This is a genomic window from Methylobacterium brachythecii (genome assembly GCF_014196345.1).
GTDB lineage: Bacteria > Pseudomonadota > Alphaproteobacteria > Rhizobiales > Beijerinckiaceae > Methylobacterium > Methylobacterium brachythecii.
Window position 1 is genome coordinate 122,975 of sequence record NZ_JACIDN010000002.1, and the last position, 24,219, is coordinate 147,193.

Below are 24,219 nucleotides of genomic sequence, written 5' to 3' on the forward strand. Positions count from 1 at the left end.
TCCGAAAGGCCGGCGATCAGGCGCTTGTCGCCCGCTGCTCCTGGCTCGGTACGAGAGCCGGTTCGACGAGATGCGGAGCGGCAGGGTTCTGCGCGAGGTCGGCGAGGACACCGTTCACGTGGGACGCGGTCATTCCCATCGCCGCGCCGATCTCGCCGACGAGGCGGCCGACCTCGGGCGTGAGCGGGATCGCGCCGACGGATTTCACGAGAACGATCTCCTGGCCCTTTGCGGTCAACAAGCCGGCATGCTCGCGCACGAGGTCGAGCATCGCGTTCTTGTCCATCGGGACCGCATAGGTCTCCTCGGCCTGGGGCGACAGCGTCTCGAGCCCGAGGACGTCCTTGATCGTCATCGTAATGGAGGGAGCTGACAGCTCCGTCTTCTGCGCGTGCGCCACGTGGATCATGATCTGACCGATCAGGGCCGAGAGGTTCGTCTCGGCCGCTGCCTTGTCGCGGCGCGGGTCATGGTCGAGAACCTGCTCGTTGTAGGTCTTCTTGCAGGTCTGGCACTCGATATAGGAATCGTACTTGTCCATCGGGATCAGCGGAATCCAGTAGAGGTGACCCCAGCGCCTTGGGAGTTTGTGAATGAAGCTTCGAGGATTCGAGCAATGCGGGCAGTAGAATTCGCCCGTCTTGAGCTCCTTGTTCATCACATAGCTGCCCCAAATAATCATGGCGCTGTCCTTCTGCGATATGCCTCGAATTTAGACGACGAACGATCTTGGACTGATCGATGAACCATCCTTGAACTGATTTGGTAATGCAACTCGGGGCGTGATCTCTGCGGTGCGCGCCGTCACGCGGCAGCCGCCACTACGGGCGCTCAGCGATCGCCCTATCCGCCGAGCTTTTCAGGCGGCTCGCGGACGTGTCTCGGCCATGAGCAGGACGGCGACGAAGCTGATCGCGGCGGCGGCGGCCAGATACACGCCGACCGAGCCGATCCCGCCCCACCCGGCGAGCCATTGCGCGGCGAAGGGCGCCATCGACGCCCCGAGGATGCCAGCGAGGTTGTACGTCACCGAGGCGCCCGTGTAGCGCACCCGCACGGGAAACAGTTCGGGCAAGGCTGCGCCCATCGGCCCGAAGATCCAGCCCATGGCGAAGAGGCCGAGGCAGAGGAAGGCGAGCACCAGCACGCCCTCCCCGCTGCCGAGTAGCGGCCCGAACAAGGCGCCGAAGCCGGCCGTGGCCAGGAGTCCGGAGAGCAGGACCGGCCGGCGCCCGAACCGGTCCGCGGCCGCACCGGCGAGCGGGATCGACAGCGCCAAGAACAGGATCGCCGCGCATTCGAACAGCAGGAAGGTTGTCTTGGGATAGCCGAGCGCGCCGGTGCCCCAGCTCAGCGCGAAGACCGTGCAGAGGTAGAACAGGGCGTAGGGCGCCACCATCGAAAGCGTGCCGAGCAGTGTCGCCCGCCAATGGCGCGTGACGATGGTGGCGAGCGGCACGCGCTCCGGAGCGGTCTTGGCCGAGGCCTCGGCGAAGGCCGGCGTCTCGGTGAGCTTCAACCGCACATAGAGCCCGAGGCCGACGAGCACGGCCGAGGCCAGGAAGAGCAGCCGCCAGCCCCAGGACGCGAAGGCCTCGGGTGTCAGGCCGAAGTTCAGGCCGAGGAACAGCAGGTTCGCCGCCAGGAACCCCACCGGGGCGCCGAGCTGCGGGGCGATACCGTAGAGCGCCCGCCGGCCGGGCGGCGCGTTCTCGACCGCGAGCAGGGCCGCACCGCCCCATTCGCCGCCAAAGCCGATGCCCTGCCCGACCCGGAACAGGCAGAGGAGAGCCGGCGCTGGCCAGCCGATGCTCGCGTAGGAGGGTAGGCAGCCGATCGCGACGGTCGACAGCCCCATGATCATCAGCGAGGCGACGAGCGTGGCCTTGCGCCCGACCCGATCACCGAAATGCCCGAACAAAGCCGCCCCCACCGGCCGTGCCAGGAAGGCGATGGCGAAGGTCGCGAAGGCCTGGAGCGTCTGCGCCGCCGGCTCGCCGGGCGGGAAGAAGATCGGCCCGATCACCAGGGCCGCCGCCGTGGCGTATATATAGAAGTCGTAGAACTCGATCGCCGTGCCGACGAAGCTGGCGAGCAGGATACGAGTGGGAGAGATCTGCATGGCGGCGGCTGTATAGCCGAGTTTCCTCCGCGCAATGCATCGGCTTGCCTCGATTGGAACTGCGGGCGTACACGACTGCGCGAGGAGTACCCCATGAGCGACCGCGAGCCCGGCTTCAACACCTTGGCGATCCACGCCGGAGCGACGCCGGACCCGGCGACCGGCGCCCGCGCGACGCCGATCTACCAGACCACGTCATTCGTCTTCGACGACGTGGATCACGCCGCCTCGCTGTTCGGGCTGCAGGCCTTCGGCAACATCTATTCGCGGATTACCAACCCGACCAACGCCGTGCTCGAAGAGCGCATCGCGGCGCTCGAAGGCGGCACGGCGGCGCTCGCCGTCGCCTCGGGGCACGCCGCGCAGTTCCTGACCATGCATGCCCTGATGCAGCCGGGCGACGAGTTCGTTGCGGCCAACAAGCTCTATGGCGGCTCGATCAACCAGTTCAATCACAGCTACAAGAACTTCGGCTGGAACGTGGTCTGGGCCGATACCGACGACCCGGCCACCTTCGAGGCCGCGATCACCTCGCGCACCAAGGCGATCTTCTGCGAGTCGATCGCCAATCCCGGCGGCGTCATCACCGACATCGCGGCGCTCTCGGCGATCGCACGGCGGCACAACATTCCGCTGGTCGTCGACAACACCATGGCGACGCCGTACCTGATCAAGCCGTTCGAGCACGGCGCCGACATCGTCGTCCATTCGGCGACGAAGTTCCTGGGCGGACACGGCAACTCCATCGGCGGCCTGATCGTCGACGGGGGCTCCTTCCGCTGGGAGGGCGACGAGCGCTACCCGATGCTCTCGAAGCCCCGGCCGGAATATGCCGGCATGGTGCTCTCCGAGACCTTCGGGAATTTTGGCTTCGCCATCGCCGTCAGGGTCCTGAGCCTGCGCGACCTCGGCCCGGCTCTGTCGCCGTTCAATGCCTTCATGATCCTCAACGGCATCGAGACGCTGCCGCTGCGCATGCAGCGGCATTCCGACAACGCGCTACAGGTCGCGACATTCCTGCAGAAGCATCCGGCGGTGGCCTGGGTGAGCTATCCGGGGCTCGAGACCGACCGCTACCACGCGCTCGCCAAGCGCTACACGCCGAAGGGCGCCGGCGCGGTCTTCACCTTCGGACTGAAGGACGGCTACGAGGCCGGAGTGAAGCTCGTCTCGAACCTTCAGCTCTTCAGCCACCTGGCCAATATCGGCGACACCCGCTCGCTGGTGATCCACCCGGCCTCGACCACGCACCGCCAGCTCACCGACGACCAGAAGCGCTCGGCCGGCGCCGGCCCGGAAGTGGTGCGGCTTTCGGTCGGTATCGAAGATGCGCTCGACCTCATCGACGACCTCGACGCGGCTCTTAACTCCTGAGTTTCCGTGCGAGCCGCCGCGCTCGCCCATCAGCCCCCGGGAGAAGCGCGAACCGCGTCCTCGCGGACGCGCGCTGCGGCCATGGCCGTCTTCGCTTCGGTGCCTCGGCAGCTCGCATCCGGCTGCGATGGCGCCAAGAACTCGTCAGTATCGCCATAGTCGAAAACAATACGGGCATCGCAGCCTCGGCCTGCGCTCTTCGGTCGCTCCCGCGGCACGGATCGTCGTTTAATCCCTGTCACGGCAGACGAGTCGGCCGTCGATTCGAAACGAGCCTCGCGAATCGCCTTCCGACCTCAGATCAAACCGTGATCCGACGCGGTCTCGCGAGTGGTTCCACGCCGCCAGAACTCGTTCTCCTTTACCTCACAACAGGCTCGGACGGGACCTAAAGGCCACTGACCATGGTCACTGAAGGACTTTTGTACCTGAAATCGCACCAAACCTGGGCGATCATTGAAAAAAACGCTTGAATCTTTTTACGATCCGCATAGGTCACAAATGGTGTCAGCCAAACACAGGAAGCCAGGAATGTCGGACAGTACTGAAACCCTACAACTCGACCGTGTCGAACTCGCCGCCGATCTGGTATCGGCCTATGTCTCCAACAATTCCCTGCCTGCCGCTGATCTTCCGGGGCTGATCTCGCAGGTTCACGCCGCGCTGGCCAACCTGTCCGCTCCAGCAGCCGCACCGGATGAGTCCGTCGAGAAGGCTTCCACGAGCCAAATCAAGAAGTCGATCACGCCGGACGCGCTGATCTCCTTCATTGACGGCAAGCCCTATAAGACGCTGAAGCGCCACCTCTCGACGCATGGGCTCGACTTCGAGACCTACCGCGCCCGCTACGGCCTGCCGGCCGATTATCCGACCGTCTCCGCCAACTACTCGGCTGCCCGCTCGGCGCTCGCCAAGGACCTTGGCCTCGGCCAGCAGCGTCGCAAGCCCGCCACCAAGGCCGCCGAGACGACCGAAGCCGTCAGCGAAGCCCCCAAGAAGGCCCGCGGCCGCAAGAAGGCCGTCGAAGCAGCCTGAGATCAGCGAGCCTCGATATCTTGCACGGCCCCGGAGACCATGATCGTCCCGGGGCCGCATTCACATCGAGGCCCGGCATCGCGCGAAAACGCCGAGACCGGCGTGTCGGCCGCGCGATAGTTCGCCGTCGAAGGACCGTTCACGTTTTTGTGCGATCCGCCGATCCGCCGAAGCCGCGTGATGGATCAAGGCCATGGATGGCCGGCGCACATTGCGCCGCACAACCAAGCACTCGCCAATCCTTGACCTCACGGCGCACCGCCTTTACGGCGCAAGAAACCGCCTCGTGGAAGCGTAACCATCGCTGATGACAGACGACCCCTCCGAGAATCCTGTCGTCCTGCTCGTCGAAGACGATGGGCTTCTCCTGATGGAGGCCTCCGATACTCTGGCGGAAGCAGGCTTCACCGTCATCGAAGCACCCCATGCTGACAAAGCCTTGACCCTGCTCGAAGGGCGAGACGACGTCGGCGTGCTGATGACCGACGTGGATATGCCGCAGGGCTCGATGGACGGTTTCGCGCTGGCCCGCCTCGTTTCCCGGCGCTGGCCGGAAATTCCGGTGCTCGTCGTCTCCGGCATGGGCTTTCCCGGCCCACACGACATGCCGGAAGGCGCGCGCTTCATCTCCAAGCCCTACCAGCCCTCGGCGCTGGTCCGGACGCTTCGCGCGGTCGTCAGCGCCGCCTGAGCGCTGCGACGGCAGAGATCGCTCCCGAACGCGTCGCAACAAGGCAGCCTCGGCCTCTCGTCACCGCATGGCTGGAATTCGACGGTCTGTCGCCGAAGGGGCCGGTGCGACCGCAAAGCGCCATGATCGCTGATCATCCTGGAGCATCGAGGCCGAGAGCGGGCAGGCATTTCCAAATGCGCGTCGTGTGGACGATCGGATCGCTGTTCGGCATCGCGGTTCTGGTCGCGACCGGCATCGCAGCCGCAGATTACTTACAGATCTTCCGCACCGAACCCGCGCTCCTGCCCGAACCCGAGCGTGCCGACCTCATCCTCGTCGAGAAGGGCGCCCGGAAGCTGACGCTGCTGCGGGACGGGAAGGTGCTCGCAACCTATCCCGTCTCGCTCGGCTTCACCCCCGTCGGCCACAAGCAGCGGGAAGGTGACGGGCGCACGCCCGAGGGCCAATACAAGATCGAGTACAAGAACCCGGGCAGCGTCGCGCATCTCTCGCTCAAGGTGTCCTACCCGAACCCGGCCGACGAAGCCGCGGCGGCATCGGGCGGCTATTCGCCCGGCGGCGACATCATGGTCCACGGCATCATGAATGGGTTCGGCTGGCTCGGCACGCTGCACCGCTTCACCGACTGGACCAGCGGCTGCGTCGGCGTGACCAACGCCGAGATGGAGGCGATTTATGCGCGTGTCGACGTCGACACGCCGATCGAGATCCGGCCTTAGGACGGCCCCTGGCCCATTTCGGGCGCGACTCTGGTGAGCGCAGAGTCCATCCGATCAGAAGTGCGTGCCGATCCTGAGACGCGCCTGATGCCGATCGAAGTTCGCGAGATCGCGCTCGTGACCCTCGCCACTCTCGCGGCCTGCGATCTGGACGCCCCAGGCGAAGGAGATCCAGATCGATTCCGTCAGCTCCCGATAGAGCGTCGGCCCAACATAGAGGGCATCGCCGCTGAAGCGATCGAGCGACGTTCCCGCATAGGCCCGCGCGTAGCGGGTCTCGACGCCGAGGAAGAGACCGGGGGCAAACCGTGCCGCGAAGGCCGCCGACACTTCGAGCCCCGAAGCACGCTGCAGGGCATCGATCCCGTCCACCCGTGACTGGCCGAGCGCGTAGACGAGGTTGAGGCCGGCCACGACTTGGCCCGGCACGATCTCGCGGTCGATCAGCAGGCCCATCTCCCCCGAGAGCCCGCTTGCTCCGAGCCCCGTCGCCGGATCGATCCGGTTCGAGCCGATCACGGTGTTGAGTGTCAGACCGAACGGTGCCTCGTCCCGTGTGAGCAGCCGCATCCGACCTTCGACGAAAGCGCCCCCGAGCGTCATCGGATTTCGCTCGCCGAGGCTTGGCACGCCGACGTCGTAGAGCGCGAAGCTCAGGCCCGGCGCGATTCGAAAGCGGTCGCTCAGCGGCAGCTTCAGGACCAGAGCGGAATCCGCAGCCTGATAGCGGCCGCCGCGCTTGCCGAGACGCGCCGTCGTCTCGGATTCGAGTTCGCGCTCGTCGGGACCGCCGATATCGGAGCCTTCGGTAAAACCGAACAGGTGCTCCGTATCGATCTCGTGAACCGTATCCGCCTCGACGTTCGAAAGCCCGAGCGCGAGAAGCAGGCTGCCGACGAGAGCCATTCCAACTGCTTTGCGAAGAGAGCCGAGGATTCTCAAGGAGATGCTCACTTATATAGCTTGTGCTATACCAATTAGCCAAGGCATGTTGCCTCGGTCAAGCCCGGCTGGAATAAGGGCTAGGGCATGCACGTCTTAGGGAAAGATGGCCCAAAGTAGGGGTGTCATCCTGGGCAGCCCTTCGACCACCATCCGGCAAGGCCGCAGCGAACGGCGAAACGGGAGGGGCAACTGCGCATGCGCGCCTACGAAATGTCGTCCGCAGACGGCCTCGATTCCTGGAAACTCGCAGAGCGGGCGCCGCCCGAGGCCGGACGCGGGCAGGTCCTGGTGCGGATGCGCGCCGCCTCGCTGAACTATCGCGACCTGCTGATCGCCAACGGGTCCTATCCCTTCGCGGTGAACCTCGACCGACTGATCCCCGTCTCGGACGGTGCCGGCGAGATCGTGGCCGTCGGCCCCGGGGGGCGGCGGTTCAAAGGCGGCGAGCGCGTCGCCGGCATCTTCTCGCAGAGCTGGCTCGGCGGCGCGCAGGTCGCCGACATGTGGCAGACCGCTCTGGGTGGGGCCATCGACGGAGTGCTCACCGAGTTCCAGGTTTTCGACGAGGACGGGCTTGTCGTGCTGCCCGAGCATCTTTCGTTCGAGGAGGGCGCCACTCTCCCCTGCGCCGCCGTCACCGCCTGGAACGCCCTCTACGGCCTCAAGCCACTCAAGGCCGGCGAGACCGTGCTGACGCTGGGCACCGGCGGCGTCTCTGTCTTCGCGATCCAACTCGCCCACGCGGCCGGCGCCCGGGTGATCGCGACCTCGTCGAGCGACGCAAAACTGGAGAAGGCGCGCGGGTTCGGAGCGAACGAGACCATCAACTACCGCACCCATCCCGAATGGCAGGACGAGGTCCGGCGGCTGACGGGCGGCACCGGCGTCGACCACGTCGTCGAGGTCGGCGGCACTGGGACGCTGCCCCGCTCCATCGCCTCGACCAGGCCCGGCGGCCATATCGGCCTCGTCGGCCTGCTCGCACAGGGCGAGCCGATCGACCCGCTCGCCATCCTCGCCGGAAGCTGCACGGTGCGCGGCGTGGCCGTGGGCTCGCGAGAGATGTTCGAGGACATGAACCGCGTGCTGACACTGCACGCCATCAAGCCGGCGATCGACGAGATTTTCGGGTTCGAGGAAGCCGGACGAGCGCTCGCTCATCTCGGCAAGGCCGGCCATGTCGGAAAAGTCGTGATCCGGATCGCTTAGGAGGCTTCGTCTTCGGATGGGGCGGTGGGCATGGCCTCGGGCTGCTCGCGATCATCCGTGCGCAGTTGCTTAGGCGCCCGCGTCAGCGCCCTGAGCGCCCCGCGAAACGTCCTGACGTCCTGATCGGTGAGCGCCATGCGGTGCAGCCGGTCGCGCATGTTGCGGATGATGCCGACACGCTTGTGCGGCGGATAGAAGCCGACCGCGCCGAGCGCGGTCTCCAGGCTCTCGAACAGCGACAGGATGGCCTCGCGGCTTGCCGGCGCGGAGGTCATCCCACCGTCGAAGCGCTGACGGGCGAGACCGGCGGCCCGGCGCCATTCATAGGAAACGAGCAGGACGGCCTGAGCGAGGTTCAACGAGGGGAATTCCTCGGTGACAGGGAAGGTGACGATGGCATCCGCCAGCGAGACCTCGTCGTTGGAAAGCCCAACGCGCTCGCGCCCGAACAGGATGCCGACGCGCTGGCCGGCATCGCTGCGCGTGGCGACCTCGGTCATGGCAGCGTCGGGCGCGTAGACCCGCTTCATCTGCCCGCGCTCGCGCGCCGTGGTGGCGAGGACGAAGTTCAGGTCGGCAATGGCCTCTTGCGGCGTCGCGTAGAGCTGCGCGCCGTCAAGGATGTGGGAGGCGCCCGAGGCCGCCTCGCGCACGCCCTTCTTCGGCCAGCCGTTCTTGGGCGCGACGAGGCGCAATTCGGAGAGACCGAAATTCGCCATGGCACGGGCGGTCATGCCGATATTCTCGGCGAGTTGCGGCTCGACCAGGATGACGACGGGGGTGACGGTGCTCATGCCGGCCCTGTGGCATGGACGGCAAGAAGACGCCAAGCCCGTCCAGCATTGTTGATTGTTGGTCCAACGCAGCGGCTGCGCATCACCAAAAGCAATTGCTCTGCTCGCAGAATCGCAAGTGCAGAGGGATGATCGCTCGACACGCCGATTGCGGCACGAAGGTAGGCGAGGATGCGATGATCTCGGCTGTTCTCAAGCACGGGGCAGCGGTCGCGGTGCTCGGCCTCTCGGTCTTTGCGGCGAGCGGTTCGACAGCGGTCGCGAAGGAATTCCGACGGACAGCCAAGCGACCCTACTATTGCCCGGCGAGCTACTTTCCCGTCTGCGGCGCGATTGGCCGCTCCCATCGGTTCTACTCCAACGAGTGCCGCGCACGGTCAGCCGGCGCGCGGATCATCGACAGCGACGACTGCCGTTAGGGGGCCGCGGCGGAAGATCATTCCGAGCCGCGGCCCATTCGGCTCAGATCTTACCGTCGAGGCCCATCTGGTAGTATTTGTGGATGATCTTGTCCTGGTTCTCCAGGAGCCAGTCGATCGACGGTTCGTTGGTCATGGCCTTGCGGATCGCCTCGGTCATGCCCTTGCGCTGGATGTCGAACAGCGCCTTGTGGTCGACCGTCTCGGCCTCGATCACGCCGGGGCTGAGCCAGACCGAGCAGATGATGCCGAGATCGTTGGCCTTCTCCTTGGGGATGTAGCCGGCGCGGACCGCGTCGAGCACGCCGTTGGCGATGGCAAACTGCACCGTGCCCATCAGGATCGAGGTGTACTTGCTCTCGGTCACGCTGACCTTGGAGACGCAGAGCGTCACTGGGCGCACCATGATGTCGGTGTTGAGAAGCGCGAAGACCCGGCTATGGCCGACGACCTGATCGCCGGTGAGGGTGGCGAGCGCGGTGCCCACCGGCCCGTCGAGCTCGCCGATGATCACCTCAGGCTCGGCGGCCGTGTTCGGCGGTCCGCCCGCGACGAGGGCCTCGCCGGCGCGCAGGACGATGCGGTTGCTCATGGTATCTCCTTCAGGTTGCGGGGTCGGTCCCGAAACTGTCGCGCTCATGCCGGATATCCAGAGTCAGCGCCATGCGGGTGGTGCGCAGGAGATGCGTCCGCTAAATCCTCGCAGCCATGACCGAACAGACGCAGTTGGGCCACGGCCTGCGCTACACCGTGGCCCTGATCGAGATCTGGGGTGGCTTGAACGGCCTCTGGGGGCTGGCCCACGACATCGAGACGACCGCTTCGAAAATCCCGGTCACGCTGATGCCGGGCATCGCGATCATCGCACTGGTGATGGTTGCGAGCATCGTCGCGGGCGTAGCCCTCTGGCACGATCGGCGCTGGGGCTACACGCTCTCGGTCCCGGTCCAGCTCTTCCAGGTCGTCTGGTTCGTGAGCGCCGGTTTGACCTTCCGCATCGCTGCCAGCGGCTGGATGCTCGCCGACGTGCTCCTGCGCTACGCCGGAGAGAACCTGGTCCTCGCCTGGCAACTCGACCTGATCCACAAGGGCGCCTACGCGCTCTCCCTGGCGCCACGCGAGGAGTTCACCGTTGCGGTGAACCTGATCGCCCTCGCGATCCTGGTCTGGCTCGGCCTGCGGCTCCGCCGGCGCTGAGCATGGCCGATGACGGAATCCGAACTTCGTAACCTTGCCCCTTTGTACCCTTGTTGCAGCGCGTTATAGCGAGCCCCGACTTGGCCCTGGAAGTGCTCCGCGGGCCGCCAGCGGGAACAAGACATGGCGAAGATCAAGGTAGCGAATCCGGTCGTCGAGCTCGACGGCGACGAGATGACCCGGATCATCTGGGCGGAGATCAAGAACAAGCTCATCCACCCCTACCTCGACCTCGACCTCGAATATTACGACCTGGGTGTCGAGTACCGCGACCAGACCAACGACCAGGTCACCATCGATGCGGCCGAGGCGATCAAGCGCCATGGCGTCGGCGTGAAATGCGCCACCATCACCCCCGACGAGCAGCGCGTCGAAGAGTTCAAGCTCAAGGAGATGTGGAAGTCGCCGAACGGCACGATCCGCAACATCCTCGGCGGCGTGATCTTCCGCGAGCCGATCATCTGCAAGAACGTGCCGCGTCTCGTCCCCGGCTGGACCCAGCCGATCGTCATCGGCCGCCACGCCTACGGCGACCAGTACCGCTGCACGAACTTCAAGGTGCCGGGCAAGGGCCGCCTGACCATCAAGTTTGAGGGCGATGACGGCACCGTGATCGAGCAGGAGGTGTTCAAGTTCCCGGACGCCGGCGTGGCCATGGCCATGTACAACCTCGACGAGTCGATCCGCGACTTCGCCCGCGCCTCGCTGAATTATGGCCTGAACCGCAAGTACCCGGTCTACCTCTCGACTAAGAACACCATCCTCAAGGCCTATGACGGGCGCTTCAAGGACATCTTCCAGCAGGTCTACGACGAGGAGTTCAAGTCGCGCTTCCAGGCGCTCGGGATCTCCTACGAGCACCGCCTGATCGACGACATGGTCGCGGCCGCGCTGAAGTGGTCAGGCGGCTATGTCTGGGCCTGCAAGAACTACGACGGCGACGTGCAGTCCGACACGGTGGCCCAGGGCTTCGGCTCGCTCGGCCTGATGACCTCGGTGCTGCTGACGCCCGACGGCCAGACCGTCGAGGCCGAGGCCGCGCACGGCACGGTGACCCGCCATTACCGCGAGCACCAGAAGGGCAAGGAGACCTCGACCAACTCCATCGCCTCGATCTTCGCCTGGACCCGTGGACTCGCGCACCGTGCGAAGCTCGACGGCAATACGGACCTCGCCAATTTCGCCACGACCCTGGAGACGGTCTGCGTCGACACGGTCGAAGCCGGCTACATGACGAAGGATCTCGCCCTGCTCGTCGGCTCCGACCAGAAGTGGCTCTCGACCACAGGTTTTCTCGACAAGGTCGACAGCAACCTGAAGACCGCGATGGGCGCGTAAAGCTCTCGACGGGCGTCATCGTGTATTCGATCGATGACGCCCGTGGCGGAGGCGGCCTCTCCATCCCGAGCAGGCGATCGACGAGCTGCATGGATATCAGCCGCATCGGGTTCGACTTCGGCCGATCTAAAAAATTATCGAGCGCTTTTCGAAGACAATCACTTCGTCGCCTGTGGCTCTAGCAGGCTACAATCGCTAACCTAGTCCAGTTCGGTGGCGCCACCCGCCACTACAGCCTGAGTTTGCGAGCATGGCGCGCGGAACGGGTCGCTTCGACATCGAGGCGATGACCGACAAGATCTACGAGGCGTCGGTCGTCCCCGAAGCGTGGACGCCGGTACTCGATTCGATGACGGAGATCGCCGGCGGCGTCGGAACGATCCTGCTCGCTGCCGACACGACGGACTTTCGCTTCATCAGCACGAATGGCCTCGCCGGCTTCGTCGAAAGCTTCGTGGAGCAGGGCTGGCCCGACAAGAACACGCGCACGCCGGCCGTGCTCAAGGCGCGCCATGCAGGCTTCATCGTCGAATCCGACGTCTACACGCCAGAGCAGATCGAGAGCGATCCGCTCATCAACCAGTTTCTGCGGCCACAGGGCCTCGGCTGGGCAACCGCTACCGCGTTTCCGATGACCACGGGCGATACGCTGGTGTTCAGCATCGAGCGCGCCTTCCGCGACGGGCCGGTGCCTCCGGAGGCGGTCTCGATCCTCGACAGCGTGCGTCCGCATCTCGGGCGCGCAGCGCTGATCTCCGGCCGGCTGCGCCTCGAGCGCGCCCGCGCCGCGGTCGAGACCCTTGCGCTGCTCGGGCTGCCGGCCGGAATCATCCGTCGGGATTCCCGACTTCAGGCAGCGAACACCCTTCTCGATGCGCTAATCCCGCGGACCGTCCGCGACGGAGGAACGCGCGTAGCTTTCGCCGATGGCGACGCCGACGACCTTCTGGCCGCCGCTCTCAACGCCGCGAGTCGGCAGGTGCCGCGCTCGATTCCGATCCCGGCGCGCGACAACAATCCCGCCATGGTCGCGCATCTCGTGCCCGTGCGGGGCGTCGCCCGCGACCTGTTCACCGGTAGCGCCTTCATCCTGGTCCTGACGCCCGTTGAGATGAACGCCCAGGCACCGGACGCCGACCTGCTCCAGGGATTGTTCGACCTGACGGCCGCAGAAGCCCGCGTGGCACGTGCGATCGTCGCCGGAGAGACGGTCGAGACGATCATATTGCGCCAGGGCGTGAGCGAGAGCACCGTTCGTACTCAGCTCAAATCGGTCTTCGCCAAGACCGGGATGAAGGGCCAGCTTGATCTGGTCCGGCTCGGCTCGGGTCTCAACCTGGTGCGGTCGGACGACATCTGACCGCAACCTGGCTCAGGACGCCTTCGCGGCCGCGTTGCGCTTGCGGGTCGCAGCCGCCTTCTTCGCGGAGGCCGAGCGCTGTTCCGCTGTCCGGTCTGCAGAGGCCGCGCCGCCTTTGCGGCCACCCTTGTGAGCGGCGGGTTGGCCAGTGGCCTTGCCGCGCCCCGAGCCGCCGGGATGCTTGCCGCCGCCGTCGTCCTTGTTGACCGTCGCCCAGGCCCGCGACTCGGCCTCCTTCTCCGGCACGCCGCGCTTCTCGTAGGATTCGGTGATCGCGTCCGCCTTGCGGATCTGCTTGTCGGTGTATTTCGATTTGTCGCCGCGAGGCATGTCCGTCTCCATCCTTGCGCGGCGACGGGTGGTCAGCCGTCGCTCGTCGCGTCGAGCGTGCTCCTGACTCGCCGCACCAGATCGGCCCGGCGGTAGGGCTTGTTCAGGATATCGAACTCCGATCCCCCGACGTCGGTTCTCTCCAGACTGGCCTCGGCGTAGCCCGTCGTGAGAAGGACCTTCAGCTCGGGCCTGCGGTCGCGGGCAGTGCGCGCGAGCGTCAGGCCGTTCATGCCGCCGGGCATGATCAGGTCCGAGAACAGCAGCGCGATGTCCGAGCGTGACTCCAGGATCTGCAGTGCCTCGCGGCCGTTGGCGGCGGTCAGGGTGGTGTAGCCGTAGTCGCGCAGGATGGTCCGGGCGAGATCGGCCACATCCTCGCGGTCGTCGACGATCAACACCGTCTCGGTACCCGTTCGGCCGGCCTCCCTCGGGACCCTCTGCACGTCTGGGCGGTCCTCGCCGCTGGTAGCGGGAAAGGACAGGCGCACGGTGGTCCCCTCGCCGACCACGGAGGAGACCTGCGCCGTCCCGCCCGATTGCTTGGCGAAGCCGTAGACCATTGAGAGGCCAAGGCCGGTGCCCCTGCCCTCCTCCTTGGTGGTGAAGAACGGGTCCATCACGCGCGCCAGCATCTCGGGCGGGATGCCGCAGCCCGTATCGGTGATCGACACGCTGACGAAGCGTCTGCCCCCGGCACCGATGCCGTCCTCGGGCCGCCGGTTCTCGGTGGTGATCGTGAGCCGCCCCCCCTCCGGCATGGCATCGCGCGCATTGATCAGGATGTTGAGCAGCGCCACCTCGGCCTGCGTCGGGTCGATGCGGCAAGCCCAGAGATCCGAGGCGAGCCGGGTCTCGACCTCGACCTGCTCGCCGAGCGTACGCCCGGCCAGTTCGCCCATGCTCTCGACGAGGTGGTTGAGGTTCACCGAACGGCCTTCGAGCCGCTGCTTGCGCGCGAAGGACAGGAGCTGTCCCGTCAGCGTCGCCGCGCGCTCGGCGGCGGTGCGGATATTGTCGGCGGCGCGGCCGAGGCGAGCGCGATCGGCATCCGGCTTGTCGAGCCCGGCCGCGACGATATCGACATAGCCGAGGATGACCTGAAGCAGGTTGTTGAAATCATGGGCGATGCCGCCAGTGAGCTGGCCCAGCGCCTCCATCTTCTGGGCTTGGCCCAGCGCATCCTCTGCGTCGCGGCGCCGCGAAACGTCGAGCTGCGAGGCGAAGAAGTAGATGGCCTCGCCCGCCGCATTGAAAACCGGCGAGATGAACAGCGCGTTCCAGAAGGTCGAGCCGTCCTTGCGGTAGTTCAGGATCTCGACGGACACCTCGCGGCGGTCGGCCAACGCGTGGCGGATCTCCGTCACGGCCTCCCGATCCGTGCCCGGCCCCTGCAGGAAACGGCAATTGCGCCCGATGACCTCTTCCTTCGCGTAGCCGGTCATCGCGAGGAAGGCGGCGTTGACGAAGACGATGGGCATGTCGGGCTGCCGCGGGTCGGCGATGACCATCGGCATGCGCGACATCTCGACGGCCGAGAAGAAGACGTTGTCTTCGGGTCGCCCGCTGCCTGGTCCCGCGGCCTCGACGACGGCGCCGTATGCGGAATCCGTCGGCTTATCGGAAGACGCGACCATGGCCACTCACTCGCTACCGCGCGGGGCGAGGCGTGCCTCGGCCCCGCCGGCCAACGCCAAAGTCGTAATCGGAACCTTGACGGCTGTCGATCAGCCGGCCGCCGGGATGAACAGGCATGACCTCGCCGGAAAGCCCGGCGGCGATAGCGCCTACTCTTCCTCGTCGAGCCCGAAGCGCACGCGTTCGCCATGCGTCCGCTCGAAGGCCTGCAGCACGTGTTGATAGGAGCGTTCCATGTCGGACGCTGCCTTGCCTGGGCTGGCCTCGGGCTTGAGCACGAACATCAGCATCGAGCGGCCGGTCACCGTGTAGTTCTCGCCGACGTCGAAACTGGTCAATTCCTGGCTGTCGTGCAGGTTCGTGTCGAGAAGCCGCGTCCAGGCGACGCCGCCGGGCGTCTCGGGCAGCGTGAAGCCGACACCCTCGTGATAGGAGTTGTAGAATAGGAGGACGGTCGCATCGCCGCCACGGCGGTGGATGCCGGAGGCCTGCGCCCGGCCGTCGAGCAGCACGGCGAGCGAACGGGAATTGCCGTCGTTCCAGTTCTCAGACGTCATCTCGGTGCCGCCCGGCGTCAGCCAGGTCACGTCCTTGACGCCGAATTCTTCGTCGACGCCACCGGTCACGAAGCGCCCGCGCGACAGCATCGGCAGAGCGTTGCGGAGATGGATCAGGCGACGCGCGAACTCGGCGAGGTCGCGCTCCTCCGGCCCGATCGCCTGCCAATCCATCCAGGAGACCTCGTTGTCCTGGCAATAAGCGTTGTTGTTGCCCTGCTGGGTGCGAGCGAACTCGTCGCCGGCGAGCAGCATCGGCGTGCCCTTGGAGAGGAACAGGGTGGCCAGCATGTTGCGCATCTGGCGCAGCCGCGTCGCCTTGATCTCGGGATCGTCAGTCGGACCCTCGACGCCGAAATTGTAGGAGAGGTTGTGGCCGTGCCCGTCGCGGTTGCCCTCGCCGTTCGCCTCGTTGTGCTTGTCGTTGTACGAGACCGTGTCGGCGAGCGTGAAGCCATCATGCGCCGAGATGAAGTTCACCGAGGCCCAGGGCCGGCGGCCGCGCTTGTTGAACTTGTCGGCCGAGCCGGTGATGCGCGAGGCGAGCGACGGCAGCAGGCCCTCATCGCCCTTCCAGTAGCCGCGTACGTCGTCGCGAAACCGGTCGTTCCACTCGGCCCAGCCGGGCGGGAAGCCGCCGACCTGATAGCCGCCCGGGCCGCAATCCCAGGGCTCCGCGATGAGCTTGACGGAATTCAGCACCGGGTCCTGGCGACAGGTGTCCAGGAATCCGCCGCCCTCGTCGAAGCCGTAGGGCTCGCGGCCCAGGATTGTCGCGAGATCGAAGCGGAAGCCGTCGACCCGCATCTCCGTCGCCCAGTAGCGGAGGCTGTCGGTGACGAGCTGCAGCACGCGCGGATGCGACAGGTTGAAGGTGTTCCCGGTGCCGGTGTCGTTGATGTAGTAGCGCGGCTCCTTCGGCATCAGCCGGTAATAGGAAGCGTTGTCGATGCCCTTGAAGGAGAGCGTCGGCCCCTTCTCGTTGCCCTCGGCCGTGTGGTTGTAGACCACGTCGAGGATCACCTCGAGGCCGGCGCCGTGCATGCGCGCCACCATCTCCTTGAACTCGGAGAAGGCGAAGTCCGGCACCGCCGCATAGCGCCGCGCGGGCGTGAAGAACGAGATGGTGTTGTAGCCCCAGTAATTGGTGAGGCCCTTCTCCTGCAGGTAATCGTCCTGCACGAAGGCATGGACTGGCAGCAGCTCGACGGAGGTGACGCCGAGGCTCTTGATGTAGTCGAGCACGGCCGGGTTCCCGAGGCCGGCATAGGTGCCGCGCAGCTTTTCGGGGACCGCCGGATGGAGCTTGGTGAAGCCCTTCACGTGCGTCTCGTAGAAGATCGTCTTCTCCCACGGTACGTTCGGCTTGACGTCGCGGCCCCAGGTGAAGGCCGGGTCGATAACCTGGCAGCGGCGTGTGAAGGGGCCGCTGTCGCGATCGTCGAAGGTCAGGTCGTCCCCTGTCTCCATCTTGTAACCGAACAGGGCGGGGTTCCAGGTGATGGAGCCGAGCAGGCCCTTGGCGTAAGGGTCGATCAGGAGCTTGTTGTGGTTGAAGCGGTGGCCGGCCGCCGGCTCGTAGGGGCCGTGCACGCGATAGCCGTAGATCGTGCCGGGGCGCGCGTCGGGCAGATAGCCGTGCCAAACCTCGTCCGTGTACTCGGGCAGCGCGATCCGCTCGATCTCCCGCTCGCCGGCATCATCGAACAGGCAGACCTCGACCTTGGTGGCGTGTGCCGAGAAGACGGCGAAGTTGACACCCTGGCCGTCCCAGGTCGCACCCCGCGGATGCGGTGAACCCTCGCGGATGCGCGAGCGCGAGATCGGCGGCCTTCCGAGTTCGGGAGTCGGCTTCACGGATTTGCTGTCTGCGGACATCTTTTCGGCGATGTCGGTCTTGGCGTCGGCCATGGTCGCTCCGCTGATCGGCGCCGCGTTGGGCACCCCTCTCGTTGCAGTCTGAACGCCGCTCGCAGCACGAAGCTCCGCCGTTTCGCGGAAATTTCGGCACATCGCCGAAGGTGTCGCATGGTTGCCTGCTGCGCTGCGGGAAGCCCTGACCGGACCATGCGTTTTTCGGACGCGATCGCGGGATGCCGCCCTAAGCGTTGATTCACTTCGAACCGCTATCGTGCTGCGGAGTTGTGTCCTGCAGGCTGGAGTCGTTTGCGGTGGAGCTGGTTGCGTTGGGAAGCGTGCAAGGACGTCTTTGCGGCGAGTTGGCAGCGGCCATTGCCCGCTACCTAACCCGAGGCGAGACGGAAGCCGAGCCCGGCTCCGAGGGCTCAACCTACTATCACGAGTCCGAGCCCGCCTTCGAGGACGCGACGCGCATGCTCAAGGACCTCGGCCTGGTGCAGCCGATCCCGCGCGCCGACAAGCCCGACGAGAGCTGGTACTGCCGCCACGCGTTGACGGTGCCGTGCGAAGCGATGCCCGCGCTCCTCGCCTGCTCGATCTCGGACGACGACGGACGCATCGACGCGCTGCTCTCCGCCTTCCTCGCCATCGCCTGCCAGCATGACGGCCTGTCTTCGGAACGGGCCCCTTTCACGCCGCCAGCCGACTATCGGGCGGCTTTGCGCGCCCTCGCCCGCGCCGGCTACGCGCAATCCGTCGGCAGCGCCTATCGCTGGACCGACAAGGCCGGTCGCGCCATGGAGCGGATCGAGGCCTGGGACCAGCACGGGCGCTCGCTCGCCACCCTGCGCGAAGAAGACCGGCTGGCACAGGCCGACGCGGCTTGGCGCACCATGCCCGAGACGATCCGCCGAGCGCATTTCGGCAAGCAGCCGGTGCGGATCGTACCCGTGGTCGAGGCCCTGACCATGAGCTGGCGCGACGGCGCTTGGCATCCGGTGACCCGCGAGGCCTCGGCGGCGTCGGACGGCCAGATCGCCTTGGCGCGCCGCCTGATCGATCTGGCCCAGGGGCGAGGCTGAGCGGCCGTCTGCTCGGGCGTTCGATCCCATGAGCGCCGAGCGAGACCTCGTCGACGTCACCCGCATCTTTCACGAACCGGCCGTGGTCGATTTTCCGCGCGGCCGCGAGATCCTGGCGCGCTTTCCCGATGCCGAGCGCATCGCGGTGCCCTCTCATTGGAACATCCCCTCGCTTCACGGCAACGAGGGTTCCGTCGAGGACTGGGTGCGCATCAAGCGCTCGACACTGGTGCTCGGCGTCAAGAAGGGGCTCGCGATGCGCCCGAATGGACGCAGCGCCCATTTCATCGCGCCCTCGACTTCGAATGGCTGCACCATGGCCTGCGCCTATTGCTATGTGCCGCGCCGCAAGGGTTTCGCGAACCCGATCTCGCTGTTCGTGAACACCGAGGCGATCGGCGACGCGATCCGCCGCCACGCCGGGAAACAGGGACAGCTGCCCGAGCCGGACCAAGTCGACCCCTCGCTCTGGGTCTACGATCTTGGCGAGAATGGCGACCTCTCGGTGGACGCTATGCTTTGTGACACGGTGCGCGACCTGGTCGCGCTGTTTCGCGACATCCCCAACGCCAAGGGCTCCTTCGCCACCAAGGCGGTGAACCGCAATCTGCTCGGCTACGACCCGCAGGGCAAGACTCGCATCCGGTTCTCGTTGATGCCGGCGCGGATCGCACGGATCGTCGATGTGCGCACCACGCCGATCGCCGAGCGCATCGCCGCGATCGACGACTTTTTACGCGCGGGCTACGAGGTTCATGTCAATTTCTCGCCAGTGATCCTCTACGAGGGCTGGGAGAGCGACTGGCAGGCGCTGTTCGACGAGATCGACGGCACGATCTCGGACGCCGCCAAGGCCCAGCTCAAAGCCGAGATCATCATGCTAACCCACAATGCGGGTCTGCACGCGGTCAATCTCGGCTGGCATCCGAAGGCCGAGAGCTTGCTGTGGCGGCCGGACATTCAGGAAGCCAAGCGCTCCGAGGGCGGCGGCGACAACCTTCGCTATCGCACCGGCTGGAAAGGCCGCTGGCTCGCCCGCTTCACCAAGCTGCTGGCTGAACGGATGCCCTATTGCGCAGTGCGCTACGCTTTCTGACGCCGCTCAGTGCGTCCAGGGCGCAGTGCGATTGAACTTGAAGTTGTCCGAGTACGACAACCCCCTGCGCACCACCTGCGGGCGGGGCTTCTCGACACGGTAGGCGATACCCTCGCGCTTGGCGTAGGCAATGGCCTCTTCCTCGGTGTCGAATTCCAGCCGGACCTGCTGCAGCATGTCCGAAGAGCTGGTCCAACCCATCAGAGGGTCCTTCTCACGGGGGCTCGTCCGATCGAATTCCAGCAGCCATTGCTTGGTGCGGGCGAGGCCCGACTGCGAAGCATCCTTCGAGGGGCGGAAGATGCGAGCGCTCGACATCGACGGAACGGCCTCCGGCCAGAAACGAATGGTCGGGGCGATAGGATTCGAACCTACGACCCTCTGGTCCCAAACCAGATGCGCTACCAGACTGCGCTACACCCCGACACGCTCACGCGCCCTCGGGGAATAGGGTTTCAGCCCCTCTTGAGCAAGGCCTCGACGGCTCATTGAGCGAACGGAGTGCCGTGCAAAGGCAGGCTTCGGAACGCTCCCTCTGGAGAATCCCGAAAGGCCTCACTCCACCGCGTGCACTTCCCAATCACACGCCGACCACCAGCAGCGCCGCCGGCGGCCGCCCGATGAGGTCGAGGCCCCAAGTCTCCGAGCGGCTCCTCGGGATGCAGGACGGCGACGGATCTCCGGAGAAAGCCCCCGGAGTCAGATCAGGCGCTGGCCCGCATCGGAGCGACGTCGACGGGAATCTCGATATCCACGCCGAGCGTCGAGACGCCCTTGCCACGCTCGAGCTTGATCTGCACCTTGTCGGCGTCGACCTTCACATGCTTGGCGATCACCGCGAGGATCTCTTCCCGCAGCGTAATCACCAGGTCCGGACGGCCGTTCTCCGACCGTTCGTGCGCGATGATGAGCTGAAGGCGTTCGCGCGCGGCCGAAGCCGAGCCGCGAGGCTTGAGAAACGTCAGGACACTCATGCTGCCCTCCGTGTGAACAGCTTGTTGATCAGGGACTTGCGATCGGACGGGATCGCCATCGCAACGGTTTCGCCCTTCAGGCGGCGCACGGCGTCGATGTAGGCACGCGACGGGGCGCAGAGCGGGTTGTTCAGCGTTACCGGGCAGCCGACGTTCGAGGCGCGGAGCACTTCGAGGCTTTCCGGGATGATCGCGAGCAGCGGGATCGAGAGAATCTCGAGCACGTCGTCGACCTTGAGCATGTCGCCGCGATCAGCGCGGGCGGGGTCGAAGCGGGTGAGGACCAGGTGCTTCTCGATGGTCTCGCCCTTTTCGGCGCGGACCGTCTTCGAGTCGAGCAGGCCGATGATCCGGTCCGAGTCGCGCACCGACGAGACCTCGGGGTTCGTCACGACGACGGCGACGTCGGCATGGCGCATGGCGAGCTGGGCGCCGCGCTCGATGCCGGCCGGGCTGTCGCAAACGATCCAGTCGAACTTTTCGCGCAGCTCGGCGATGACGCGCTCGACGCCGGCATCCGTCAGGGCGTCCTTGTCGCGGGTCTGCGAGGCCGGCAGCAGGGCGAGGTTCTCGAGCCGCTTGTCGCGGATCAGGGCCTGATTCAGCTTGGCGTCGCCGTTGGTGACGTTGATGAGGTCATAGACCACGCGGCGCTCGGCGCCCATGATCAGGTCGAGGTTGCGCAGGCCGACGTCGAAATCGACGACGCAGACCTTCTCGCCGGCCTGGGCCAGAGCCGCACCGAGAGCGGCGGTGGTGGTTGTCTTGCCGACACCACCCTTTCCGGATGTCACACAGAGAACCTTGGCCATCTGATCGTTTCCCTTGAAGCCAAATCGTTGGTGTCGTGGCGCGGCGCTCAGACGAGCGCCGCAATCTTGATCGCGCCGCCGTCGAGCCAGACCTGCGCCGCCTGGCCGCGCAGGTGGTTGCCCATGTCCTCGGCGGTGCGGACGAGGCGGTCGATGCCGAGGAGTTCGGGTTCGAACTTGCGGCAATAGATGCGGGCGCGCGGGTTCTTGGCGGCGCCGGCAATGACCCGGCCGCGCAGTGCGCCGTAGACGTGGACGGAACCGCCGGCGAGAATCTCGGCTCCGGACGAGACGGAGCCCATCACGGTCACGTCGCCCTCGTGGTGGACGATGGTCTGGCCGGAGCGCACCGAGCCCTCGATGGTGAGCGAGGTCATCGGAGGCTTCTCCTCCTCGATGACGACCTCGACCGAGTCTGCGGCCGGGCGGCCACCGATGAGGAAGGGCGGCAGGCCGGCAGCCTCGCAGGCCGCGCCCTCGATGCCGAGGATGCGGATATGGCGGCTCGACAGCTCCGTGATCAGGCCTTCGAGCTCGGCCGCCTCGGAGCCGAGGCCGGCCGCGTCGAGGATCACGCCCTTGCCGTCGAAGAGGCTCGGCGAGCGCTTGAGCGCGGCGTCGAGGAGGGCGAGCCAGTCGGCGACTGGAGCCTGGGGCGCCAGGGCGAGCGCGCGGAAGACGCGGCCGCGGCAGGCGAAGATGGGGAGTGTAGGAGCAGGGCTCGTCACGGGCGTGAACTTTTCCTTACCGACGCGCCCATTCAGCGCCGGCATGGTTACTGCGCGGTTAATTTTCGCGGCGGCTCGGCAAGATTTGCCGGGTTCGAACAGCAAAGCCACAGCTGCAGCCCGACGCCAGGCACTGCAATATCAACGGCTTACGCCGATACGTAGCCGGGATACGCTCGTTAAGAAATCTGGAGAAGGAGACCGAGGATCGCCCGATCCTGTGATCGGACGAATCAGGGAGGCGTCTTGGCGAGGGTCAGGTTGATTGCGTCGCGCACCTTGCCGTCATTGCGAGCGCAGCGAAGCAATCCAGGGCCAATGGGCTGACGGTGCGGGTGCGATCCTGGATTGCTTCGGCTTCGCTTCGCAATGACAGCGCGCAGGCGTGGGCTCAGCCCACCTCGACCCGGCCGTCGACGCCGATGATGCGAGCGAGACCGCGCACCCTGTTCAGCAGGCGTTCGCCGTCGAGGGGACGCAGCTCTGCCGGTAGCCTGAGCACGACCTTGCCGCCGTCGATGACGAGCGGCGTCCGTTTCAGTACGCCCTCCATGCCCGCCGTGATCGGGAAGGCCACCCGCAGCAGCCCGGCGATCAGCCGGGCGCGGTCGAGCAGGCGCGGGCCGGCGAGGTCGCGCAACGTCTGGCTCGCCTTCTCCGGGGCGATGCCCTCGTGGCGGAAGTAGCCGGTGAGCGCGAGATAGGCGCGGCCGGGATGATCGATGCCCGTGAAGGAGGCATTCGCGATCACGTTGAGGCCCTGCTCGCCCCGATAGTCGGGATGCGCGCGCCAATTGATGTCGGACATCAGGCAGGCGGCATGGCGCAGCCGGCGCTCGTCGGCGGTCTCGGGGCCGTCGAGGGTCGCAACGAAGCGGTCGGTCCAGCCGCGAAGCTCCTCGCCATGGCCCGGCGAGCGGGCGCGCTGGTCGTTCAAGACCTGGGCCGCCGCGATCAGCGGATCGAGGGCGCGAGTCTCGCGATCGAGCTGCTCGAACAGCAGTCCCTCGCGCACGCCGAGGGCCGAAATCGCGACCTCACGCGGGCGGCCGATGGTGATGATTTCTTCGAGCACGACGGCGCCGTAAGCGAGGAGCGGTCGACGCGCCTCGGAGACCAGCACCTCGACATCCGGCAGCGCGTTCGCCTCGCTCTTCTCGACCATGTCGAGGAAAGCGAGCGTATCCTGGGGCTCGACCTTGTAGCCGTGCATCACGTGGAGGTCGTAGTTACGCGACGCCATGTGCAACTTGGCCAGCGCCCGCCAGGTGCCTCCGACAGCATAGAAGGTCCGCCCGCGCATGGTCTCGAGCTGCGGCTCGGCCTTCTTGAGGTGTTCGCGGGCGATCTTGCGGGCCTTCTTGGCGGAATCCCCGGAGAGATCCTGGAGAGCGAGACCGCCGAGCGGCATGGTCACGCCCTGCCCCACCGTCGATCCGCGCACGTCGACCAGTTCGAGCGAGCCGCCGCCGAGATCGCCGACCACGCCGTCCGGCCCATGGAAACCAGAGACGATCCCGAGCGCCGAGAGCTCGGCCTCGCGCCGGCCGGACAGCAGCTCGATGCCCTGGCCGAGAATCTCCTCGGCTGCCTTGATGAACGCCGGCCCGTTCTCGGCATCGCGCGCGGCGGCGGTGGCGAGCACGAAGATGCGCCCGACCTTGATCGTATCGCAGAGCACCCGGAACCGCCCGAGCGCATGCAGCGCGCGGCGGACCGCGTCGTCGCTCAGACGCTTGGTCGAGAACACGCCGCGGCCGAGCCCGCAGAGCACCTTCTCGTTGTAGAGCGGCGTCGGAGCGCGGGTCAGGCCGTCATAGGCGACGAGCCGGACCGAATTCGATCCGATGTCGATGATGGCGACGGGTTTGAGCCGATCGGGCATGGGCAGGTCGGCGGAATGCGCCAGCGTCAGGTGAGAACGGATCGGACCCAT

Annotated in this window: 24 protein-coding genes and 1 tRNA gene; 11 read left to right on the plus strand and 14 right to left on the minus strand. The window is 66.2% G+C overall.

Going from position 1 to position 24,219, the window contains the following annotated elements; all coding sequences use genetic code 11:
• Positions 1–16 precede the first annotated feature (16 nt).
• Together GGR33_RS04650 and GGR33_RS04655 are read right to left on the minus strand one after the other, a co-directional pair.
• Complete coding sequence (locus GGR33_RS04650) at positions 17–682, minus strand: hypothetical protein (RefSeq protein WP_183502436.1); 666 nt, start codon at positions 680–682, stop codon at positions 17–19.
• Between the two features lie 177 nt (positions 683–859).
• Positions 860–2,122 carry an MFS transporter gene (locus tag GGR33_RS04655; protein ID WP_183502438.1) on the minus strand — a complete coding sequence of 421 codons (1,263 nt, stop codon included), beginning with the start codon at positions 2,120–2,122 and terminating at the stop codon, positions 860–862.
• 93 nt (positions 2,123–2,215) lie between these two features.
• Between GGR33_RS04655 and GGR33_RS04660 the strand changes: the two genes are divergently transcribed.
• The 4 genes from GGR33_RS04660 to GGR33_RS04675 all read left to right on the plus strand — a co-directional run bounded on the left by GGR33_RS04660 (position 2,216) and on the right by GGR33_RS04675 (position 5,944).
• On the plus strand, positions 2,216–3,496 hold the full coding sequence (locus tag GGR33_RS04660; RefSeq protein WP_183502440.1) for an O-acetylhomoserine aminocarboxypropyltransferase: 1,281 nt from the start codon (positions 2,216–2,218) through the stop codon (positions 3,494–3,496).
• Between the two features lie 531 nt (positions 3,497–4,027).
• A complete protein-coding gene (locus GGR33_RS04665) occupies positions 4,028–4,531 on the plus strand; it encodes a Ros/MucR family transcriptional regulator (protein WP_183502442.1) in 504 nt (167 codons plus the stop codon).
• 307 nt (positions 4,532–4,838) lie between these two features.
• The gene (locus GGR33_RS04670) at positions 4,839–5,222 is read left to right on the plus strand and encodes a response regulator (protein ID WP_183502444.1); all 384 of its coding nucleotides are present in this window, start codon (positions 4,839–4,841) and stop codon (positions 5,220–5,222) included.
• A 176-nt stretch (positions 5,223–5,398) separates the two neighbouring features.
• Entirely contained in the window at positions 5,399–5,944 is a 546-nt protein-coding gene (locus GGR33_RS04675; RefSeq protein WP_183502446.1) for a L,D-transpeptidase family protein, read from the plus strand.
• A gap of 54 nt (positions 5,945–5,998) precedes the next feature.
• On the opposite strand, the gene GGR33_RS04680 is transcribed toward GGR33_RS04675, so the two are convergent.
• On the minus strand, positions 5,999–6,850 hold the full coding sequence (locus GGR33_RS04680; RefSeq protein ID WP_183502448.1) for a hypothetical protein: 852 nt from the start codon (positions 6,848–6,850) through the stop codon (positions 5,999–6,001).
• Between the two features lie 234 nt (positions 6,851–7,084).
• Here GGR33_RS04680 and GGR33_RS04685 point away from each other — a divergent pair, with 234 nt between their 5' ends.
• Complete coding sequence (locus tag GGR33_RS04685) at positions 7,085–8,098, plus strand: zinc-dependent alcohol dehydrogenase family protein (RefSeq protein WP_183502451.1); 1,014 nt, start codon at positions 7,085–7,087, stop codon at positions 8,096–8,098.
• On the opposite strand, the gene GGR33_RS04690 is transcribed toward GGR33_RS04685, so the two are convergent.
• Entirely contained in the window at positions 8,095–8,892 is a 798-nt protein-coding gene (locus GGR33_RS04690; protein ID WP_183502453.1) for an RNA methyltransferase, read from the minus strand. The two genes, GGR33_RS04685 and GGR33_RS04690, sit on opposite strands and share 4 nt — an antisense overlap.
• A gap of 14 nt (positions 8,893–8,906) precedes the next feature.
• On the opposite strand from GGR33_RS04690, the gene GGR33_RS04695 reads away from it, so the two are divergent.
• Positions 8,907–9,311 (plus strand): hypothetical protein, encoded by a 405-nt coding sequence (locus GGR33_RS04695; RefSeq protein WP_183502455.1) that lies wholly within the window; start codon positions 8,907–8,909, stop codon positions 9,309–9,311.
• Positions 9,312–9,354: 43 nt separating this feature from the next.
• On the opposite strand, the gene GGR33_RS04700 is transcribed toward GGR33_RS04695, so the two are convergent.
• Positions 9,355–9,903: a formaldehyde-activating enzyme gene (locus GGR33_RS04700; protein WP_183502457.1), complete on the minus strand. Its 549-nt coding sequence runs from the start codon at positions 9,901–9,903 to the stop codon at positions 9,355–9,357.
• A gap of 116 nt (positions 9,904–10,019) precedes the next feature.
• Here GGR33_RS04700 and GGR33_RS04705 point away from each other — a divergent pair, with 116 nt between their 5' ends.
• The 3 genes from GGR33_RS04705 to GGR33_RS04715 all read left to right on the plus strand — a co-directional run bounded on the left by GGR33_RS04705 (position 10,020) and on the right by GGR33_RS04715 (position 13,206).
• Entirely contained in the window at positions 10,020–10,508 is a 489-nt protein-coding gene (locus GGR33_RS04705; protein ID WP_183502458.1) for a hypothetical protein, read from the plus strand.
• 123 nt (positions 10,509–10,631) lie between these two features.
• Positions 10,632–11,846 (plus strand): NADP-dependent isocitrate dehydrogenase, encoded by a 1,215-nt coding sequence (locus tag GGR33_RS04710; protein ID WP_183502460.1) that lies wholly within the window; start codon positions 10,632–10,634, stop codon positions 11,844–11,846.
• 250 nt (positions 11,847–12,096) lie between these two features.
• Positions 12,097–13,206 (plus strand): helix-turn-helix transcriptional regulator, encoded by a 1,110-nt coding sequence (locus GGR33_RS04715; protein ID WP_183502462.1) that lies wholly within the window; start codon positions 12,097–12,099, stop codon positions 13,204–13,206.
• A gap of 12 nt (positions 13,207–13,218) precedes the next feature.
• Here GGR33_RS04715 and GGR33_RS04720 read toward each other — a convergent pair whose 3' ends face one another.
• From GGR33_RS04720 to glgX, 3 genes are all read right to left on the minus strand, one after another.
• Positions 13,219–13,536, minus strand: a complete 318-nt coding sequence (locus tag GGR33_RS04720; protein ID WP_183502464.1) for a plasmid stabilization protein — start codon at positions 13,534–13,536, stop codon at positions 13,219–13,221.
• A 32-nt stretch (positions 13,537–13,568) separates the two neighbouring features.
• Positions 13,569–15,173, minus strand: a complete 1,605-nt coding sequence (locus GGR33_RS04725; protein ID WP_183502466.1) for a histidine kinase famiy protein — start codon at positions 15,171–15,173, stop codon at positions 13,569–13,571.
• Positions 15,174–15,323: 150 nt separating this feature from the next.
• Positions 15,324–17,609, minus strand: a complete 2,286-nt coding sequence (gene glgX / locus GGR33_RS04730; RefSeq protein ID WP_183503502.1) for a glycogen debranching protein GlgX — start codon at positions 17,607–17,609, stop codon at positions 15,324–15,326.
• 341 nt (positions 17,610–17,950) lie between these two features.
• Here glgX and GGR33_RS04735 point away from each other — a divergent pair, with 341 nt between their 5' ends.
• Together GGR33_RS04735 and GGR33_RS04740 are read left to right on the plus strand one after the other, a co-directional pair.
• Complete coding sequence (locus GGR33_RS04735) at positions 17,951–18,673, plus strand: hypothetical protein (protein ID WP_183502468.1); 723 nt, start codon at positions 17,951–17,953, stop codon at positions 18,671–18,673.
• Positions 18,674–18,701: 28 nt separating this feature from the next.
• Positions 18,702–19,769, plus strand: coding sequence for a spore photoproduct lyase family protein (locus GGR33_RS04740; RefSeq protein WP_183502470.1), 1,068 nt, complete (start codon positions 18,702–18,704; stop codon positions 19,767–19,769).
• Positions 19,770–19,775: 6 nt separating this feature from the next.
• Here the strand turns inward: GGR33_RS04740 and GGR33_RS04745 are convergent, their stop codons facing one another.
• The 6 genes from GGR33_RS04745 to ppx form a co-directional block, all read right to left on the minus strand.
• Positions 19,776–20,087 carry an ETC complex I subunit gene (locus GGR33_RS04745; RefSeq protein ID WP_183502472.1) on the minus strand — a complete coding sequence of 104 codons (312 nt, stop codon included), beginning with the start codon at positions 20,085–20,087 and terminating at the stop codon, positions 19,776–19,778.
• A gap of 29 nt (positions 20,088–20,116) precedes the next feature.
• Positions 20,117–20,193, minus strand: a tRNA-Pro gene (locus GGR33_RS04750).
• Positions 20,194–20,473: 280 nt separating this feature from the next.
• Positions 20,474–20,743 carry a cell division topological specificity factor MinE gene (minE, locus tag GGR33_RS04755; protein WP_183502473.1) on the minus strand — a complete coding sequence of 90 codons (270 nt, stop codon included), beginning with the start codon at positions 20,741–20,743 and terminating at the stop codon, positions 20,474–20,476.
• Entirely contained in the window at positions 20,740–21,555 is an 816-nt protein-coding gene (gene minD, locus GGR33_RS04760) for a septum site-determining protein MinD (protein WP_183502475.1), read from the minus strand. Before minD ends, minE begins: the two co-directional genes overlap by 4 nt.
• 47 nt (positions 21,556–21,602) lie before the next feature.
• Positions 21,603–22,328 (minus strand): septum site-determining protein MinC, encoded by a 726-nt coding sequence (gene minC / locus GGR33_RS04765; protein WP_183502477.1) that lies wholly within the window; start codon positions 22,326–22,328, stop codon positions 21,603–21,605.
• A gap of 346 nt (positions 22,329–22,674) precedes the next feature.
• A complete protein-coding gene (gene ppx, locus GGR33_RS04770; protein WP_183502479.1) occupies positions 22,675–24,219 on the minus strand; it encodes an exopolyphosphatase in 1,545 nt (514 codons plus the stop codon).